Source organism: Mycobacterium sp. SVM_VP21, from assembly GCA_024758765.1.
GTDB lineage: Bacteria > Actinomycetota > Actinomycetes > Mycobacteriales > Mycobacteriaceae > Mycobacterium > Mycobacterium heraklionense_C.
Genome location: CP101406.1, coordinates 3,351,966 through 3,370,347 on the forward strand (window position 1 = coordinate 3,351,966; position 18,382 = coordinate 3,370,347).

At 64.0% G+C, this 18,382-nt stretch carries 15 protein-coding genes and 1 pseudogene; 8 read left to right on the forward strand and 8 right to left on the reverse strand.

From position 1 onward, the window contains the following. The first annotated feature begins 58 nt into the window (after positions 1-58). On the forward strand, positions 59-754 hold the full coding sequence (locus NM962_15575) for a peroxiredoxin (GenBank protein UVO14760.1): 696 nt from the start codon (positions 59-61) through the stop codon (positions 752-754). A gap of 446 nt (positions 755-1,200) precedes the next feature. On the opposite strand, the gene rpe is transcribed toward NM962_15575, so the two are convergent. Then, a complete protein-coding gene (gene rpe / locus NM962_15580; protein UVO11388.1) occupies positions 1,201-1,881 on the reverse strand; it encodes a ribulose-phosphate 3-epimerase in 681 nt (226 codons plus the stop codon). Between the two features lie 315 nt (positions 1,882-2,196). Next, the gene (locus tag NM962_15585) at positions 2,197-2,814 is read right to left on the reverse strand and encodes a TetR family transcriptional regulator (GenBank protein UVO11389.1); all 618 of its coding nucleotides are present in this window, start codon (positions 2,812-2,814) and stop codon (positions 2,197-2,199) included. 263 nt (positions 2,815-3,077) lie between these two features. Here NM962_15585 and NM962_15590 point away from each other — a divergent pair, with 263 nt between their 5' ends. The 6 genes and pseudogenes from NM962_15590 to NM962_15615 all read left to right on the forward strand — a co-directional run bounded on the left by NM962_15590 (position 3,078) and on the right by NM962_15615 (position 11,137). Next, complete coding sequence (locus tag NM962_15590; protein ID UVO11390.1) at positions 3,078-3,482, forward strand: MmpS family protein; 405 nt, start codon at positions 3,078-3,080, stop codon at positions 3,480-3,482. Then, positions 3,479-6,343 (forward strand): MMPL family transporter, encoded by a 2,865-nt coding sequence (locus tag NM962_15595; protein UVO11391.1) that lies wholly within the window; start codon positions 3,479-3,481, stop codon positions 6,341-6,343. The genes NM962_15590 and NM962_15595 overlap by 4 nt, the downstream gene beginning before the upstream one ends. Positions 6,344-6,449: 106 nt before the next feature. Then, on the forward strand, positions 6,450-6,980 hold the full coding sequence (locus NM962_15600) for a DUF2202 domain-containing protein (GenBank protein UVO11392.1): 531 nt from the start codon (positions 6,450-6,452) through the stop codon (positions 6,978-6,980). Positions 6,981-7,313: 333 nt separating this feature from the next. Beyond that, positions 7,314-7,985, forward strand: a complete 672-nt coding sequence (locus NM962_15605) for a hypothetical protein (protein UVO11393.1) — start codon at positions 7,314-7,316, stop codon at positions 7,983-7,985. A gap of 533 nt (positions 7,986-8,518) precedes the next feature. Then, on the forward strand, positions 8,519-9,979 hold the full coding sequence (gene ltrA / locus NM962_15610; protein ID UVO11394.1) for a group II intron reverse transcriptase/maturase: 1,461 nt from the start codon (positions 8,519-8,521) through the stop codon (positions 9,977-9,979). A 116-nt stretch (positions 9,980-10,095) separates the two neighbouring features. Further along, positions 10,096-11,137, forward strand: a pseudogene (locus NM962_15615) (IS1634 family transposase). A gap of 188 nt (positions 11,138-11,325) precedes the next feature. Here the strand turns inward: NM962_15615 and NM962_15620 are convergent. The 3 genes from NM962_15620 to NM962_15630 are packed head-to-tail and all read right to left on the reverse strand — an operon-like array spanning position 11,326 to position 13,881. Continuing rightward, the gene (locus tag NM962_15620) at positions 11,326-12,705 is read right to left on the reverse strand and encodes a dihydrolipoyl dehydrogenase (GenBank protein ID UVO11395.1); all 1,380 of its coding nucleotides are present in this window, start codon (positions 12,703-12,705) and stop codon (positions 11,326-11,328) included. A 39-nt stretch (positions 12,706-12,744) separates the two neighbouring features. Beyond that, positions 12,745-13,584: a sulfite exporter TauE/SafE family protein gene (locus NM962_15625; protein ID UVO11396.1), complete on the reverse strand. Its 840-nt coding sequence runs from the start codon at positions 13,582-13,584 to the stop codon at positions 12,745-12,747. Between the two features lie 12 nt (positions 13,585-13,596). After that, positions 13,597-13,881, reverse strand: a complete 285-nt coding sequence (locus NM962_15630) for a DUF2892 domain-containing protein (GenBank protein UVO11397.1) — start codon at positions 13,879-13,881, stop codon at positions 13,597-13,599. A 99-nt stretch (positions 13,882-13,980) separates the two neighbouring features. Between NM962_15630 and NM962_15635 the strand changes: the two genes are divergently transcribed. After that, positions 13,981-15,477 (forward strand): YeeE/YedE family protein, encoded by a 1,497-nt coding sequence (locus NM962_15635; protein UVO11398.1) that lies wholly within the window; start codon positions 13,981-13,983, stop codon positions 15,475-15,477. 362 nt (positions 15,478-15,839) lie between these two features. Here NM962_15635 and NM962_15640 read toward each other — a convergent pair whose 3' ends face one another. The 3 genes from NM962_15640 to NM962_15650 all read right to left on the reverse strand — a co-directional run bounded on the left by NM962_15640 (position 15,840) and on the right by NM962_15650 (position 18,133). Continuing rightward, positions 15,840-16,763: a universal stress protein gene (locus NM962_15640; GenBank protein UVO11399.1), complete on the reverse strand. Its 924-nt coding sequence runs from the start codon at positions 16,761-16,763 to the stop codon at positions 15,840-15,842. A gap of 565 nt (positions 16,764-17,328) precedes the next feature. Next, the gene (locus tag NM962_15645; protein UVO11400.1) at positions 17,329-17,916 is read right to left on the reverse strand and encodes a transposase; all 588 of its coding nucleotides are present in this window, start codon (positions 17,914-17,916) and stop codon (positions 17,329-17,331) included. Beyond that, a complete protein-coding gene (locus NM962_15650; GenBank protein UVO11401.1) occupies positions 17,909-18,133 on the reverse strand; it encodes a hypothetical protein in 225 nt (74 codons plus the stop codon). The genes NM962_15645 and NM962_15650 overlap by 8 nt, the downstream gene beginning before the upstream one ends. Between the last annotated feature and the right edge of the window lie 249 nt (positions 18,134-18,382).

Consider the following 18,382-nt stretch of genomic DNA (forward strand, 5'->3'; position numbering starts at 1 on the left):
CGGAAGGATTACCACGATGACCGTCACCGAGAGTCTCGCCCCCGTTCCTGTCACCGGCATGCCCCGCATCGGCGACCCGGCCCCGGCCTTCACTGCCGTCACCACCCAGGGTGAGATCAACTTTCCTGCCGACTACGCCGGCAAATGGGTTATCTTCTTTTCCCATCCGGCGGACTTCACACCGGTGTGCACCAGTGAATTCATGACGTTCGCCACGATGCAAGAGGAGTTCGCCTCCTACAACACCGAGCTGGTGGGTTTGTCCGTCGACGGGCTCTACAGCCACATCGCCTGGCTGCGCACGATCAAGGACAAGATCGCCTTCCGCGACATGCACGACGTCGAGGTCACCTTCCCGCTCATCGAGGACGTGTCAATGGCGATCGCCCAGAAGTACGGGATGGTCATGCCGGGCGAGGACACCACCAAGGCGGTGCGCGCGGTGTTCGTCATCGACCCCAAGGGTGTGATCCGGACCGTCATCTACTACCCGCAAAGCCTCGGCCGCAACTTCAACGAGCTGCTGCGCATTGTCAAGGCGCTACAGACGGCCGATCACTTCCACGTCGCAACGCCCGCCGACTGGCGCCCCGGCGACCCAGTGATCGTGCCCCCAGCAGGCTCGTGCGGCACCGCGAAGCAACGAATGGAGGACCACGTCGAAGGCGTCGAATGCGAAGACTGGTTCTTCTGCACCAAACAGATCCCCGCCGACGAGATCGACTCCGCTATCCGGGTTAAAGACGGTGCGTAACGATCGGGCGTGTGACACCTCACTGCTATCCGATGGTCCCCTGGCCGCCTCCAACACCGCAAAATCGTGGCTACCCAACGCACGTCCGAATGCCTACGCCAATCACCGCGTAGTTCAGGCGCTGCTCCAAACCGGTGTTGTAGACCGCGCGGCACGCATCGGCGGTCATGCCCGAAGCGGTGGAGGCGGCTAGCTTAGCCATTGTGAGGTGAGCCCGTCGTAGTGGTCCAGTCGTAATGCGGCTCTGTTGCCCGGTGTTCGGGCAAGGAAGAATCGGCAACGACATGGCATCGGACATTCGCCACCAAAGGGGTCCCCCTCACTGGCGCGCGGGGGGGATCTTTGGGCGACAGCCGCTACTTGTCAACACATTTAACGTGGCTGACTAGATAAATCCGATCCTCAACGCATGGGACGCCGACGGCTGGTGGTCGCAGGCGCGATGCTCAATTGTGTTTCATCCCGGCGGCCGCCGCCTCGCGCAGCGCCGCAACGCGGTCGGCCATCGTGCCCGGCCCGTTGAACAACGCCGAGCCTGCGCAGAAGACTGTTGCGCCGGCGCGTGCGGCGGCCCCGATCGTCGCGGCGTTGATTCCGCCGTCTACCTCCAGCTCGACTTCCAAACCGCGGCGGTCGATTTCGGCGCGGGCCGCGGCGATCTTTGGTTCCATCGCCGCTAGATACTGCTGGCCGCCGAAGCCCGGGGCGACCGTCATCACCAGTAGTAGGTCGGACAAGTGCAGCACGTTTGTCACCGCCTGCATCGGTGTGGCGGGATTCAGTGCGACACCGGCCCGCGCGCCCAGATCGCGAATCGCAGAAAGTGTGTGAGGTAGGTGCCGAGTCGACTCGGCGTGCACGATAACGATCTCGCAACCTGCTTCGACCCATCTCGGCAGCATCGGGTCTGGATCGTCGACCATCAGGTGCGCTTCAAAGCCGAGGCCCACATGCCTGCGACTGGCGGCGATAACGTCGGGCCCGAATGTCAAGTTGGGCACGAATCGGCCGTCCATCACGTCCCATTGGATCCGGTCGACGCCCGCCTTCTCCAGTTGCTTGACTTGCTGGCCGAGTTCTGAAAAGTCCGCTGGCAGAACAGAGGCGACGAGTATCGGTGTGCGCATTCATCCCACCTCCCGGTCACCAGCAGTGCTGGGACTGATTCACACCTTAGACTTAGATCGGTGCGCGGTCTCGCGTCGGTCTGTCGATGGTGAGGACTTGGACCGCGCCCAGTGCACGCTGCGGCTACCGGGTCAGGTGATGCGCCGCCAGGTCGGTCAAAACCGCTGCGGGATGGACAAACTCCAGCCTTGCGATGGTGACCGCGGCGTTGGCGACGGCGTCCAGCAGTGGCCGGCACCGAGCGTCTGCGGGATGAGTCGGCCGGGACGCGGGCGGCGGGCGGGTTCCCGGTGAAAAAAGGCCACCACCGGTGCTCAGCGGACGCCACCGTGCGCGGGAGTGGCTGGCTTCAACGCGAGGCGCAGCAAAGGAGTGTAGAGGCGGATTAATTCATCATGCGTCATAGAGCAGACCGGTTCGAGATGCAGGATGTAGCGCGTCACGACTAGGCCCGCGATCTGCCCGCAGAAGGCGGCGGCCCGTTTGTGGGCGTCTGCTCCGCCTATCCGGGTTGCGACCTTGTCGATCATTTCCCGTTCCACCATCTCCTTCACCAGACTTGCCAGCGCCGCGTCGTGGGCGGCACCGGCTATCAACGCGCGCAGCGGCGCGCCGCTATCAGGCTCTTCCCACAGTGCAAGTAGTCCTTGCAAGGTGCGCTGGGCAAATGTGGCGGGATCGCCCTCGGCGGCAACTCGGTCGATGACGTCGGCGGGGTTGGCCGACAAGGCGAGGGCTTCGCTGATCAGCCCTCTCTTCGCGCCGAAGTGGTAACTGATCAGGGCGAGGTCAACACCCGCCTCGGCGGCGACGGATCGTAGGGTGACGGCCTGATATCCGCCCTCCAGGAACCGTCGGCGGGCCACGTTGAGGATCTGGTTGCGAGTATCGGGTTTGCCGGCTCTGCGTCCCCGAGGGCCCGAAGAATTCATTACAGTTGATATTCTATGCCGACCCGGTCATTGTGTTGGTGTTCGCACCACACGAAAGGTTTTCGTCTTCGTGCCCAGCAGCACTTCACCCGACCAGACTCGGGGCCCTACGCTGCATGAGGGAGCCGTCCTGGAGATCACCCTTCCCGCGGTGGGCACCGTTGGTCGCGGCGATGGCCTCGCGAGAGCGATGGTGCGACTCGTCATCGAAAGGCTAACGGGTGAAGGGATTTTCAGCTAGCGCCCTGGTCAGACGAGGGTGGATGCTGCTGGTCGCCGTGGTCGTCGTCGCGGTTGCGGGGTTCAGCATCTACCGGTTGCACGGTGTCTTCGGCTCGCACAACCAGGCTTCGGCCGGCAGCGGCATCTCGAATGAGATCGTCGCCTTCAATCCTAAGGAAGTGGTCCTTGAGGTCTTTGGCGCGCCCGGGACCGTGGCGACCATCAACTACCTGGATGTCAATGCTCAGCCGCAGAAGGCCCTCAACATGACGCTGCCGTGGTCGTACTCGATAAGGACGACTCAGCCCGCGGTCTTCGCCAACGTGGTGGCGCAGGGTGACAGCGATTCCATCGGCTGTCGCATCACCGTCAACGGTGTGGTCAAAGACGAAAGGACGGTCACCAAGGTGAACGCCTATACCTTCTGCCTGGACAAGTCGTCATGAGCGACCATCGCGTGCGGCGGCCCTTCTTGGCGCATACCATCCGTCGGCTTTCGGTACCGATTCTGCTGCTCTGGGTGGGCATCGCTGTCGTGACGAGTGTTGCGGTCCCGCGATTGGAGGAGGTCGGAAAGGAACAGAATGTGCCGCTGACTCCCGCAGATGCGCCATCGATGCAGGCGATGAGACATATTGGCCGAGTGTTCCACGAGTATCACTACGACAGTGCGGCCATGATCGTCCTGGAAGGCGATAAGCCCCTCGGCGATGACGCCCACCGGTTCTACGACACGCTCGTGCACAGGCTCTCACAGGACACCAAGCATGTGGAGCACGTCCAAGACTTCTGGGGAGATCCGCTGACAGCGGCGGGCGTGCAAAGCGCAGACGGCAAAGCGGCCTATGTTCAACTGTATCTTGTCGGCAATCAAGGCGACGCTCGTGCGAACGAGTCCGTCATGGCTGTTCGCGATGTTGTTGAACACACGCAGCGACCGAAGGACGTCAAGGTATATGTAACCGGCGCGGCCCCGCTCATGGCGGATCAGTTGAACGTGGGCGGCAAAGGAACCATAAAGGTCACCCTGATAACTCTGCTGGTGATCGCGACGATGTTGCTATTTGTGTACCGTTCTGTGGTCACCATGATCCTGGTGCTTCTCACGGTGCTTATCGAGTTGGCCTCGGCTCGCGGAATTGTCGCGTTTCTTGGAAACTCCGGGATCATCGGACTTTCGGTGTACGCGACTAATCTGCTCACGTTGTTGGTCATCGCCGCTGGAACGGATTATGCGATATTTGTGCTCGGCCGTTATCACGAGGCGCGGCTGGCCGGGCAGGATCGGGAAACGGCCTTCTACACCATGTATTACGGGACCGCCCACGTCGTTTTGGGCTCGGGCCTGACCGTCGGCGGCGCGCTGTTAAGCCTGGTTTTTACCCGGCTGCCTTATTTTCACAGCCTCGGAGTTCCCTCCGCGCTAGGCATCTTTGTTGGGCTTTTGGGTGCGCTCACCTTGGCCCCCGCCGTGCTTACCGTGGGCAGTCGTTTCGGTCTCCTTGAGCCCAAACGCACGATGAGAACTCGGCTATGGCGGCGGATCGGCACGTCCATCGTGCGTTGGCCCGGACCTATTCTTACCGCGACGTGTGCATTAGCCCTCATCGGGCTGCTCGCCCTACCGTCGTACAAGACAAGTTATGACGTTCGGCCCTATATTCCCGCCACCGCCCCGGCCAATATCGGCTACGCGGCCGCCGAGCGGCATTTTTCTCCGGCTCGGCTGAATCCCGAAATGCTGATGATCGAGGCGGATCATGACATGCGTAATACGGCCGACATGATCATCCTGGACAGGGTGGCCAGAGCCGTCTTGCACCTCCCCGGTATCGCGGGGGTGCAGACCATAACCAGGCCGTTGGGAACGCCCATCGACCATAGCTCGATACCGTTTCAGGTCAGCATGCAAAGCGTCGGCCAGGTCTTGAACCTGACATATCAGCAAGACCGCGCGGGCGACCTGCTCAGGCAGGCCGACGAGCTGGGGAAAACGATCGACATCTTGAAACAGCAGTATGCGCTGCAGCAGGAGCTCGCCGCGGTGACCCACGAGCAGACCGAAAGTACTCATGAAACGGCCGCCACATTGAGCGCTTTGCGAGATAAGCTCGCGAATTTCGACGATTTCCTTCGGCCCATCCGCAGTTATTTCTACTGGGAACGGCATTGCTACGATATCCCCAGTTGCGCTGCGTTCAGGTCCGTCTTTGACGCGCTCGACGGTCTGGACCGGCTCAGCGGCCAGCTGCAAAGCCTCGCCGAAACTCTGGCCAAGCTGGATGCGATCCAGCCGAAACTGGTGGCGCTGATACCCGACCAGATCGAAAGCCAGCAGACCAATCGGGAATTGGCGCTGACCAACTACGCCACCATGTCCGGGATCTACGACCTGACGGCGGCTCTGACCGAGAACGCGACCGCCATGGGACAAGCCTTTGACGCCGCCAAGAACGACGATTTCTTCTACCTGCCTCCGACGGCTTTCCAGAACCCCGATTTCCAGCGCGGCCTGAAAATGTTCCTGTCCCCGGACGGCAGGGCTGCTCGCATGATCATCACCCATGAAGGCGATCCCGCGACCCCAGAAGGCATCTCACACATCGGCCCGATCAAGAAGGCGGCACATGAAGCCCTGAAGGCCACTCCCTTGGCGGGTGCAAGAATTTATCTCGGCGGTACCGCCGCGAGCTACAAGGATATCCAAGACGGCGCCAAGATCGATCTGCTGATCGTAGCAATAGCCGCGCTTAGCCTGATCTTGCTCGTCATGATGTTCGTCACGCGGAGTCTGGTCGGAGCGCTCGTCATCGTGGGCACAGTAGTGCTTTCGTTGGGCGCTTCATTCGGGCTGTCCGTGCTGGTGTGGCAGCATATCTTCGGTATCGAATTGTATTGGATCGTGCTTGCGCTGGCCGTCATCGTGCTTTTAGCGGTGGGATCCGACTATAATCTGGTGCTGATCTCCAGGGTTAAAGAGGAGATCGGCGCCGGATTGAACACGGGCATTATCCGTGCGATGGCCGGCTCCGGCTCGGTGGTGACCGCTGCCGGGCTGGTGTTCGCCGCCACCATGTCGTCCTTTGTTTTCGGCGACCTGCGGATTCTGGGCCAGATCGGGACCACCATCGGCCTCGGGCTGCTGTTCGACACGCTGATCGTGCGCGCATTCATGACACCGTCCATCGCAGCGCTTCTCGGGCGCTGGTTCTGGTGGCCACAGCGCGTGCGCAAGCGGCCTGCGCCCTCGCCATGGCCGAAACCCAGCCAGTTGACGCCCGTGGCTTCGGAAGAAGGCCAGCCATGAGACCGGCGGTTTCCGGAATAGCCGTGGTCGCAGCGGGATTCGTACTCGTCAGGCCCAGCCGATTCCGACGGCTACCGGGTGGCCCGAACACGGACGGGGTGATCCGATGAATGTCCACGAAAGCTCGAATGCGGCGGCCGGTGATCCCTTGTCTGACGGCGAGCGGGCCGATCTGGTGCTGATGCGCGAGGAGGAACGACTGGCGCGCGACTTGTACCAGAGGTTCCACCAGGCTTGGGGTGTACCGATCTTCGACAACATCGCCACCAGCGAGCAGCGCCATTACGACGCGATCGGGCGACTGCTCCAGCGCTACAGCGTTCCCGATCCGTCGGTAGGACAGCCCGCCGGTGTCTACGTCGAGACCGAACTGCAGGACGCCTACGACACGTGGCTCGCCCGGGGGCTGACGTCGGTGGCAGCAGCATGCGCGGTCGGGATCGAACTCGAAACCGGTGACATCGCCGACCTGTCGGCGGCCGCGGACGGCAGTGACCAGCCGGCAATCCTGAGAGTGTACGAAAACCTGCGAGCCGCTTCCGAGAATCACCTGAGGGCCTTCGAAGCCGCGTTGTCAGGTCGGCCGCTGGGCGGCGGCCGAGGGTGGCGCCGGCGCGGCGGCGAAGGCTGCGCCTGAGTTAGGACATTACCGGCCGGTAGCTTTTGGTATATGGCGTTGACCTGGGGCTTTGTTAGCTGGTTTGGGCGGTTTGGGGTACTAAACGGGTAGGTTCGGGCGGTGGTGTACGTCCGGAAAGTGCGCACCGCGTCGGGGGCGGTGGCGGTGCAGGTCGCGCGCAAAGACGCTGGCCGGGTCGTGGTGCTCAGTCATGTCGGTTCCGCCCGTACCGACGTTGACCTGACTTGGGTCACTTTCGGCTTCGGACCAAGGTGCTGATGCGTTGACCTGCGATGATGGTTGCGGTTAGTGCGCCCGCTAGGCACTAATTCGGCTCGATAGGCTCGTTCGGTGGTGTGGATTCGGCGGGTGCGCACGGCCTCGGGCTCCACTGCGGTCCAGATCGCCGAATCGGTCGACGGGCGCCGCCGGATCGTCCGGCATGTGGGCTCGGCCCGCGATGACGCCGAGCTGGGTCTGCTTATCGAGGAGGCTCGGCGGTTGTTGGCTGATGATGCCCAGCGTGAGTTGGACCTGGGCATCACCCCCAAGGCCGTCAAAGCCGAGATGGTGGGCCCGCCTGCCGGGACGCTGTTCGGCGACGCCGCTGCTGAGCCCGCGCCGCGGCAGCTGGTGGCCCGAGCTCAGGTCTTGAAGTCGTGCAGCGGGCTGCTCTATGAGGTTCTGACCGGGGTGTATGCCGATCTGGGTTTCGATGATGCAGTCGATGATGAGGTGTTCCGGGATCTGGTGATCGCACGGGTGGTAGAGCCAACCAGCCTGCTCGATGTCGATCGGGTACTGGCCGAGTTAGGTCGCACCTGTGCGTCGCTATCGACGCGCAAACGGACCCTGCGCCGTGCCTCTGCCGGCAGTTACCGTGATCAGATCGCCGCCGCGTGCTTCCAAACAGCCTGCACCACAGGTGATATGAGCCTGGTGCTCTACGACGTCACCGTGCGCCGTGAGGCGCTTGTTGTTCGAATGGAGGTGAGAGACCTGCATCGAAAGCCCCTGCCGTAGCAGGGGTTTGGTAGCTGGGGGCAGCCTGGCCGGGGAGACGCCCGGGTGGGTGGGAGCAGCCCTGACAAAGCCGTGGCGCGTCAGTACCGCTGGATGGCGTGAGTGCGGCGAGCAATGCCGAAGAGGTATACGCGAGGAACCGGTGTCATCACCTGTCTTGACGTATAACCGCCTTCAACCCTGCGGATATGGGGCGGGCGCGGACAGCTGGCTGTCGGAGTGACGGGCAGCCAGACCGTCCGGGGAACGAGTTACTTTCCCTGGGCGGGGCCGGCGGCGAAGTACTACGGAGTAGCTGCTGGTGGGTGCCGCAGGCAGATAGCCGGGTGCCTCCTTCGGTGAGCGAACACAAGTGAACACGGGAAGGCTTCCGGCCTTGCCTGCATGAAATACGCAGCCAGCGTGGGCATGTCGGGCTGGGTTCGTCGTCGACTGATCAGGTCGGGGGCTGGCGGAGCCGCCGTAGTACTGCGAGTCCGGGAGAGCCGGACACATCGGGAAGGGCGGCAGCGACATGGATAGGAGGTACTGCGATGGCGCAAGATGCGTCGGTGAACTCCGGCGCCGGGCCTCGGGCAGACACTGCACCGGAGCGGGTAGCGCGGACGCAGATCAAGTATCACCGGTGGGCCAAGACCGACCGCACGACGCGGTTCGGGGACTTGTTCAACCTGGTGTCACACCCGGACTACCTATGGATGGCATGGACGGTGGTGGCACGCAACAAGGGAGCTCGCACTGCTGGGATTGATGGTGTGACAGTGCATCAGATCGAACAGCGCGGCGAGGTCGGGGCGTTCCTGTCTGGGATCGCTGCGGGTATCGACGACGGCTCGTATCGGCCCGCGCCGGTGCGGCGGGTGTTCATTCCCAAGCCGGGTGGAAAGTCTCGCCCGTTGGGTATCCCGACCGTGACCGACCGGGTGGTGCAGCAGTCGTTGAAGATGGTGCTGGAACCGATCTTCGAGGCCGACTTTCTGCCGGTCTCCTACGGTTTCCGGCCCAAGCGGCGAGCCCATGACGCGGTCGCCGAGATCCATTACTACGCTTCGCGCGGGTACCGGTGGGTGTTGGACGCTGACATCGAAGGATGTTTCGACCATATCGACCACCGGGTGCTGCTCGCGCGGGTGCGGGCACGGATCGCGGACAAGAAGACCGTGGCACTGGTACGCGCGTTTCTCAAGGCCGGTGTGCTCGATGAGCTCGGCTGCCGAGACGGTACTGATGCCGGAACGCCTCAGGGTGGGATCATCTCACCGCTGCTGGCCAACATCGCATTGTCCGCTCTGGACGAGGCGATCATGGAACCGTGGCAGCCCGGGGGTGACCAGGCCACGCAAGGGGCTCGTCGCCAACGGGTTCGCCACGGATTGGGCAACTGGCGGATCGTGCGCTACGCCGACGACTTCGTCATCATGACCAACGGCAGCAGGGACGACGTACTCGCCTTGAAAGAGCAAGTCACCGAGGTGCTCAGCGGGCTGGGCCTCAAACTTTCTGAGGCCAAGACCCGTATCACGCACCTTGAGCAGGGGATCGACTTCCTCGGCTTTCATCTCCAGTGGAAGCAACGTCGAGGTGGCGGCAAGTGGTACTGCATGACCTTTATCGCCGATAAGGCGTTCCGGTCGATCAAGCAGACCCTTCGTCAGTTGATCCCCCGCCGGTCTCCTCGGCCTCTCACGGCAGTAATCACCGAGGTCAACGCGGCACTGCGCGGTTGGACGTATTACTTCCGCCACGCGCTGGCTGGGCGGCGGTTCTCCTTCCTGCGGTACTTCACGTGGCGAAGGTTCGTGGCCTGGCAGCGCGAGCAGCATCGCTGGAACTGGTCGAAGGTCAAACGATGGCTGCGTCGTCCTGACGGCAGTTGGAAAACCATCACGACCCCAAGCGCGGTCCTGTTCGACCCCACGAAAGTGCGGATCGAACGCTATTGGTACCGCGGGAGCAAGATCCCCAGTCCCTACGACCCGACCATAGCTGCCTAACCGGCATCATCGTCGTGGAGAGCCCGTTGCGCTGAAAGGCGCACGGCGGGTTCGGCGGGAGGCCCGGGGAAACGGAGCAGCAGCAATGCCGCCACCGCGCCCCGGGCCCACCCAACACCCTGTATTTCGAGGCCGAGAAGGAAGACGACCTCCGTAAGGTCGGGTATTCCAAGGAGCGCCGAGTGGACCCGCAGATCGTGGTGGGCCTGTTGGTCGACCGGCGCGGATTCCCGCTGAAGATCGGCTGCTTCGAAGGCAACAAGGCCGAGACGCTGACCATCGTGCCGATCGTGAAGGCGTTCCAGGCGCGCCACGAGATCACCGACATGGTCGTCGTCGCCGATGCCGGCATGCTGTCGAGTTCGAACCTGCGTGATCTCGATGAGGCTGGGTTGCGGTTCATCGTCGGATCGAGGGTCACCAAGGCGCCCAATGATCTAGCGTCGCACTTCCGGTGGCACGGCGATCTTTTCACCGACGGCCAAGTCATCGACACCATCACTCCGCGCGATCAGCGCACCGCCGCGGCAAAGAGCAGCGACCCGAAGATCAAAGCCGAACCCGTCTGGAACCCGACGACACACTCAAGGTCGTGGCGGGCAGTGTGGGCCTACTCGACTAAACGCGCGGTGCGCGACACCAAGACGCTGAACCTGCAGGAAGCCAAGGCCCGCGCGGTTGTGGCCGGCGACAAAGCCGCTCGCACACCACGATTCGTCACAGTCCACAACGGCGCCCGAGAACTCGATGAGACCTCCCTGCAACGGGCACGCCGTCTGGTCGGACTGAAAGGCTACGTCACCAACGTCGACGCCACGCGCATGCCCGCCACCGAGGTCATCGCCAGCTACCACGACCTGTGGCGGGTCGAGCAGTCGTTCCGGATGTCCAAGACCGACCTGAATGCCCGGCCGATCTTTCACCGCCTGCGCGACGCGATCGAAGCACACCTGACCATCGGTGTTCACCGCCCTGGCCGTCTCCCACGCCATCCAATCCCGCACCGGCCTGGCCATCGCCAACCTCGTCAAACAACTCCGCCCATTGCGCAGCGCCACCATCACCATCAACGGCGCCGCCCAAACCTTCCCGCCCGAAATCCCCACGTCACAACGAAAAATCCTGGCCGACCTCGGAATCGCCGATCTGGGGTACTAAGCCAAATGTCCTAACTCAGGCCTGAGGGCCTTCGAAGCCGCGTTGTCAGGTCGGCCGCTGGGCGGCGGCCGAGGGTGGCGCCGGCGCGGCGGCGAAGGCTGCGGGGACGGTTGCGGCGGTGGGCACCACGGTCCCGGGGGTGCTCACGGCCGCCATGGTGGGCGGGGACGACGCGAGAAGCGCTGAAGCTAAAAGAGGCTGCGGGCGGCTCGGGAGATGCCCTCGGCACTCATCGGGTGCTGGTCGGCGAAGGCGGCGAGGCCCCCGGCGTCCAGGCCACGAGACACAGCGAGCCCGATCTGGCCGATGAGGTTGCCCGCATCGATGCCGACGACCCAACCACCCAGCAGTCGCAGCGAATCCGGGTGGAAGAACAGCCGGATCTCGCCGCCGGTTTCGCCGAAGATCTGCGCCCGGCTGTCCTCGGCGAACGAATAGGCGCCCTCCTGGATGGAGACGCCCTGCGCCGCCGCGGATGTGCGGGTCAGACCCACATAGGCGGCGGCCGGAAGGGTGAACACCGTCGTAGGAGTCGACAGGAAGTCCACGACATCGGCACGGTGATCACCGGCCATGATGTTGTTCGCGGCGGCCAGGGATTGACGGACCGCGGCGTGGAACAGCGGAGTTTTCCCGTTGACGTCACCGCAGGCGTAGATGTGGCGGAGAGTGGTTTGCAGGGTGGGATCGACCTGCACGCCATGGGCGCCTACCGCCACGCCGATCTCCCGCAACCCCGCCGGAATCACCGGGTGGCGCCCCAGCGCCTGAAACGCCACCTGCGCCGTCCTGTGCTGCTCAGCGGTTCCGTCGAAGAACACCACCCGCACGCCCGCTGGTGTGCGTTCGACCCGCCGCACCTCGGCCTGCAGAATGACGTCGATATTCGGGTCCAGCAGCCCAGCCAGCAGCCCGACCATGTCGGGATCCATCCCGGGCAACAGCTGAGCCTCCCGTTCGAACACGGTCACCTGAACCCCGAAGGCCGAGAAAAACGACGCAGTCTCCAAACCCACGTAACCGCCGCCGATGACCAGCATGGAGGCCGGCAGCGTCGAAAGGGACGGGTGATGAGCATATAGGTCGCGGCTGTTGAGGCAGAGCCCGATCCCAGGTATGGGCGGAACGGAAATATCTGACCCGCTGGCGATGACGATGTTGCGTGCACTGAACCGGCGCGCACCCTCGCCGGTGTCCACGGCCACGGTGTGCGGATCGACGATGCTCGCGGTTCCAGTCACCAGGGTGACATTCGGCGCGGCCCGCAGTTCCGCGTCGTGCTGGGCATAGCGGCGGGTTTGCACCTGGTCCTTGTGGGCGACAACCTCGGCATAGTCGACCAGAACCTCCCCGTGCAACCCGTTTTTCCCAAAGCGCCGGTGCTGCAGGAGGTGATGGGCGACTTCGCGCACGGCTTTGGACGGCACGCAGCCCTCGGCCAGGCAATTTCCGCTCATCACTCCCTTGGGATCGACCATCACGACCCGCCGCCCCGCCGCGGCCAGCCGGAAAGCCGCCGGGTAGCCGCCCCCACCCGCGCCGATTGTGAGCACCTCGATGTCATCCATGTGAATCTCCCTTCGTCAGCATCCGTTATCGTTCGTTCATCACGTCAGCGCCGATTCGCCGGCCGTGTAGAGAGCGACCGCCACCATCAGCCAGACGAACCACAACGTGAGCCGTGCAGCCGGCACCTTGGCGGCGACCACGTCCCCGAGGAGCACCCCGACCATCCCTGCCGCGGTGAAAGGTAACGCGACCGCCCAATCGACGTCGCCGCTCTCCAGGCGAAAGAACAACCCTTCGGCCGAGCTCATGGCGATCACGAGCAGCGAGGTGCCGACGGCGACCGGCATCTCGTAGCCCAGGGTGAGCACCAGTGCGGGCACGACGACGAAACCGCCGCCCACACCGAAGAACCCGGTGAGAAACCCCACCGCGGTTCCGGCGATCACCACCCGCACAGCGGTGGGGATGACGATTCGCGTGTGCTCGGGTGTTTGCGACGGCCGCGCCCGACCCGGGCCGAGGGTGCTCGCCGGGGCCGTGTGTTGTTTGGCGTGGCACGGCGTCTCACCGGAGCGGCGATGCATGCGCCACGCAGCGACCAGGATCAAGCCGGAGAAGGCCAGCAGCAGCACATCATCGGGTACCGCTTGACTGCTCAACGAGCCCAGAAACGATCCGCCGATGCCGACGAGCCCGAACGTCAGGCCCCACCCGAGACGCACCCGCCCCGCCGGCAGGTGGCCGAAAATCCCGGCCAGGGCGGATGCCCCGACCACGATGAGCGAGGTCGTCGTCGCCGTGTGCGGCGTCTCGCCCGCCCCGTAGACCAGCGCCGGCACCGCCAGAATCGATCCGCCACCCCCGAGGGCGCCCAGCGACAACCCGACCAACAAACCCAACGGCAGCGCCGCGGCCAGGCGGGCGGCGCCCAGCATCATCGCCGGCGTGTTCTAGGCGTGGATGCCCGACGCGCGCTCGCCCGCCGTCGGAACCCCCAGCCGATGCAGCACCAGACTCGCCGGGCACCACCCCACGGCCGCGTCGAGCAGCAGGCTGATCCCGACAAGGCCGGTCACGATCCGCCACCGGGGGGAGCGCGTATGCCCCAAACCCAGGGTGACAAGGATCAGGCTTCCCGCCATGAGCGCCACGATCCGCTCGATCGTCCATCCCTGCGGTCTGGGCATCCCGAGCATTCCCTGTTCGACGGGATCGACACCTCGGTGCTGAGTCATCGCAAGATTTTAGCCCGCGCCGGCCCCGCATTTTTCATCGCCGCCGGGCCGGGCGTTTGCGCGCCGCCGGCTGGGCCACAATGGATCACCATGGTGGAAGTGACCGCTCCGCTGTGGGTGGGGTTGTTGATCGGCGCCGCGTTCGGCGTTCCCGCCGCGCTGTGGGGAATCGGCAATCCCGAAACCGTCATTCGAACGGCCAGGCTGGTGGACCGCCTGCTCATCGGCTGCTTTGCGTTCGTCACCGCGATCGGCGCGGTGATGCTCTACGGGCTCTACGCCCTGGGGTTCGCGATGCATTTTTCGCCCAAGCCGCTCTATGTCTACGGGGTGACGTTGGGGGGACTGTTGTTCGGTGTGGGCGTGGCCATCAGCGGCTACTTCCCCGGCAGCGAATGGATCGCCCTCGGCGAAGGCCGCCGCGACGTCCTCTATGCGATTCCCGGCGGTCTGCTGGGGGCGGCGGCCTGGACGGTCCTCTACGAGACGCCGACCGGGCACTGGCTAGTCAGCGCAGCGAACTTCGGGGATCTGGTGGTCACCGGGCACATCGCCCACATCCCGCGGCTAGCGACGTTCGTCGTCGCGGTCGGCTATGCGGCGGCGGCCCTGACCCTGCTGTACTTCCTGCCCCGGTATCAGGGCGGCAGACACAGTTGTTTTCGGCACCTGGCGAGCTGTCCCCTCGACGAACACGACCTGGTACTCATGCGCGACACCGCGGCATACCTCGCCGAAGGGGCCGTCGATCCGACGCGCTCACGCACCCCCACCTGGTATCAGCGCCTGACCTCGCGCGAGGTACCCGCCGCCAACTTCTACGCGCGCACCATCAGTGCCGTCGGGTTGGCCGTCGCGACTGTCACGGTCCTGGCGATCTTCCTGCACCAGATCTTCGGCCAGTCCACCACGTACTCCTGGTTGGTCGGGCACCTGCTGTTGCCGCAGTTCACCTACAGCACAGAGGTTTTCGCGAGTATCGGCTGGGAGCCGTTCACCGACGTCGGGGTGTTTTTCGGTGGGTTCGTCTGCGCGCTGTTCATCAGCCGGCGCTTCACCGCCTTTCACCCGGTCGTTCCGCCGACGTGGCGCAACCGGTTCGGCCCCAGCACGGTCAGACGCGCGATCGGATGCTTCGGCGGGTCTTTTCTGGTGCTCTTCGGCGCCCGGATGGCCGGCGGGTGCACCAGCGGCCACATGCTCAGCGGCGGCATCCAACTGGCGTTGAGCGGATGGCTGTTCACCGCCGCGACGGTGGCCGCGATGCTGGTGACGGCCCGGTTTATGTACCGTGACGTGAGTTCGCTGACGAACCCCGACGCCCCGGGCACCCAACCGCCGCGCAGCCAACACCGTCACCAAAGTGAGCCGACGACCGTGCGCACGGCAGTGCTCCTAGGCGTCGCGCTGGCTGGCTTCGCCACCATGACCGTCATCAGTGCGATCCTGACCGGCGGGCGAAACCTGGGGCAGCTCACACTCACCGACGTGCTGATACCCGCGCTGATCCCGCTGCTACTGCTGATCGCGGTAACCACCGCCTCCCGCCACGGCCCAGCCGTAGCGTGGCACCACACGAATAAGGGACAACGTTGACCCCAAACATCCGGATTCTCGAATCTCGTTGAACCCAAACGTATCCCGAACGATCTTCGACGCTGATCGCCTCGCGCGTGGGCGTGCAGTCGATCTGTGAGGTCACGAAATCAGCGCGCTACTTGATTAGCCTTAGCGAAATCGATGAGGTCGGCGTGAACTACGGACGAAGCCGCTTGTTCCACTTGAACGGTCCAGCGCTAAGCCGGCACGCACATCTAGACACGAATTGTGGGAACAATATGTGGTGCAGATGCCAGGTTGCCGCCTCGGCGTGCGCGATGCCGATCTGACAACCTCCTTGAATCTACTTGCGCAGCATCGGGTCGAGACTTCCATGTTCTGCTAATACCAGTATCACCTCAATCGCGCCGGGGCATGCGGGCGACGATGACCGGAATGCGCGCCGAGTTCACCACTGCCCGGCTGACCGAGCCCAGCAACATGCCGGGAAACCCACCGCGGCCATGACTACCCACCACCACCAATTGGGCTGTCTGGGCCTGTTCGAGCAGTCGCGGGGCTGGTCGGTCACTCACCACAATCTTGTGCACAGCCACATCGGGATACCGGTCCTGATATCCGCACAGCCGCTCGGCGAGGACTTCTTCCTCCTGATCTTGGATATTTCGCCATTCGATAGGCGCCCAGTTCATGCTCGCAAAGTCGACTGGACCCATATCACTCCAGGCATGCAGCGCGATCAATCCCACGCCGCGCCGGTCCGCCTCATCGAAGGCGATCTCCGTGGCCAACTGCGAGGTCGGCGAGCCGTCGACGCCCACCACCACAGGCGCCTGCGGCGAGCGCGCCATGAGCGGGTCCTCATCGTGGACGACCGTGACCGGGCAATGCGCGCGATGCACCACCCCGGAGCTGACCGATCCCAGCAGGGCGCTAGCTACCGCGCTCTGGCCACGGCACCCCACCACCACCATCTCGGCCTGCTTGGACAGCTCCACCATGGTGGGGACGATCGGGGCTTGCAGTATCACCTCGGTCGTGACCCGCGGTGCGCGGCTGGGCACACCAGCCGCGAGAGCGAGCTGGTAAGCCTGCTCGACGACTTGGCGCGCCTGGTCTTCGCGCCACTGCGCATAGTCGCCAGGCGCCGGGATATCTGACCACCCATCGCTAGCCACGACCACGGGTCCCACGATGTGCACTACCTTCAGCGTGACATTGCGCATCTCAGCGTCGCGCGCGGCCCATTCAACCGCCACCATCGACGATGTTGAACCATCGACACCGACCACGATTCCAGGGTGTGTGTGCTGGGGTGACATCTAAGTTTCTCTCTTCTCAAATGCATCACCAATGCACGTCAGGTACAGACGAGCGGACCCGGGTACCACTGACGTTGGCAGCCGATGAGATCCGATCTACCTCGACCGGGCCGTTCAATCTGCATGTTCGTGCGAGTGACGTGTCCAAAGTGCGTCCAGTTCGGCCAGGTGTCGATCAGCCAAACTGTGGTGCTCTTGCAGCAGTCGCTCGGTGAGCTTACGATGCTCGTCCCTGTGCCGCGCCGCTAACGACTCGTACTCGCTACTGGATAAGTCGCTCCGTTCAGAGAATGCGCGATGCTCAGCCAGATGCCGATCCGCGAGGGCTCGAAGGTCAGCGAGGTGGCCGTCCGCCAACTCCCGATGCTCTCGCAAGTGCGCCTGCGCCATTTTCTCATGCTCAGCCAGATGCGCCCGCGAAACCTCGGCGCCTCCCTTCGATGCGGACATACGACGCACTCCCTTCCGCGTGAATACGAACGATTCGCAGTATAGCCAGCGGACGGGTATTTGCGGGGCCAAACCCAGTGGCGTGGTGCAAGTGTCCGGTTGATAGCAAATGCTCCTACGTTGTGGCAATGGTTTGAGTGGGGATTTCTTGGCGGGTGGGCAGCACGGCGTGGTAGATCTCGCGGGCGATGTATCTCTTTATGCAGCACATGATTTCGGGTTTGGTCCTGCCTTCGCTGATGCGGCGGGCGAGATAGTCGCGGGTGGATTGGTGGCGGCGGAGTCGAACAACGCAGATGATGTGCAGGGCGCGGTTGGCGTCTCTGTTTCCGCCGCGATTAAGTCGGTGCCGCACGGTTTTGCCGCTGGATGCTTCGATGGGCGAGACACCGCAGAGTTTGGCGAACGCGGCGTCGGAACCGATGCGTTCCGGGTTGTCGCCGAGGGCGACGAGCAGGGTAGCGGCGGTGTCGGGGCCCACGCCGTACACCTGACGCAACGGTGGGCACGCCTGGGCGGTGAGAGCCTCGATCTGGATGTCCAATGCCTTGGTCTCGGCGTCGAGTTGCCGACAACGCTGGGCCAGCGATTTCACCGCGACGGTGACCGCTTCTGCTGGGGTACGGGCGATTCCGGATGTGGCCAGGTCGGCACATGCAGCGATGAGATGGAGTTTATGCAAACCGGCGAGCTGTTCACGCAAGTTGGCCGGCGCGGTGACGATGAGGTCTTTGAGGGGCGTTGAACGCCTTGGCGCGGGCCCGGACGGCGCTGATGCGGGCTACCCGCAGCACGCGCAACATCTCAGTGTGTCCGTCTGCGGTCTTGGGGTCGCCGACGTCCTCGCCGGCCAGCACGATCGCTGCCGCGCCGGCGGCATCGGCGCTGTCGGTCTTGATAGCAGTAAAGAAAGTCCTCACGTGCGAGGTCAGGGCATGTGTCCCACGGTGGCCGGCGGTCTGGCCAGGCTCTGGTCGCCGCGCGAGAGGCGCAAACGCCGTTGGCCTGGCGGTGGCAGGCGCGAACACGGCCGGTGTTCTCACTGAGTGGTGGGCGCTGGTCTGGTGCTCGGCGGCGGACGCAGGGCGCAGTGGAGCGACCGGCGCGGACGGGAGCGCCAGCGGACGGAAGCGAAGGGAGCGCAGCGAAGCCCGGAAGGTAGCCGCCGA

What these genes read in the sequence shown, in the direction of transcription:
- NM962_15575 (UVO14760.1), top strand. Translation starts at nt 59, where the DNA reads ATGCCCCGCATCGGCGACCCGGCCCCGGCCTTCACTGCCGTCACCACC.
- rpe (UVO11388.1), bottom strand. Translation starts at nt 1,881, where the DNA reads ATGCGCACACCGATACTCGTCGCCTCTGTTCTGCCAGCGGACTTTTCA.
- NM962_15585 (UVO11389.1), bottom strand. Translation starts at nt 2,814, where the DNA reads ATGAATTCTTCGGGCCCTCGGGGACGCAGAGCCGGCAAACCCGATACT.
- NM962_15590 (UVO11390.1), top strand. Translation starts at nt 3,078, where the DNA reads ATGCTGCTGGTCGCCGTGGTCGTCGTCGCGGTTGCGGGGTTCAGCATC.
- NM962_15595 (UVO11391.1), top strand. Translation starts at nt 3,479, where the DNA reads ATGAGCGACCATCGCGTGCGGCGGCCCTTCTTGGCGCATACCATCCGT.
- NM962_15600 (UVO11392.1), top strand. Translation starts at nt 6,450, where the DNA reads ATGAATGTCCACGAAAGCTCGAATGCGGCGGCCGGTGATCCCTTGTCT.
- ltrA (UVO11394.1), top strand. Translation starts at nt 8,519, where the DNA reads ATGGCGCAAGATGCGTCGGTGAACTCCGGCGCCGGGCCTCGGGCAGAC.
- NM962_15620 (UVO11395.1), bottom strand. Translation starts at nt 12,705, where the DNA reads ATGGATGACATCGAGGTGCTCACAATCGGCGCGGGTGGGGGCGGCTAC.
- NM962_15625 (UVO11396.1), bottom strand. Translation starts at nt 13,584, where the DNA reads ATGATGCTGGGCGCCGCCCGCCTGGCCGCGGCGCTGCCGTTGGGTTTG.
- NM962_15630 (UVO11397.1), bottom strand. Translation starts at nt 13,881, where the DNA reads ATGACTCAGCACCGAGGTGTCGATCCCGTCGAACAGGGAATGCTCGGG.
- NM962_15640 (UVO11399.1), bottom strand. Translation starts at nt 16,763, where the DNA reads ATGTCACCCCAGCACACACACCCTGGAATCGTGGTCGGTGTCGATGGT.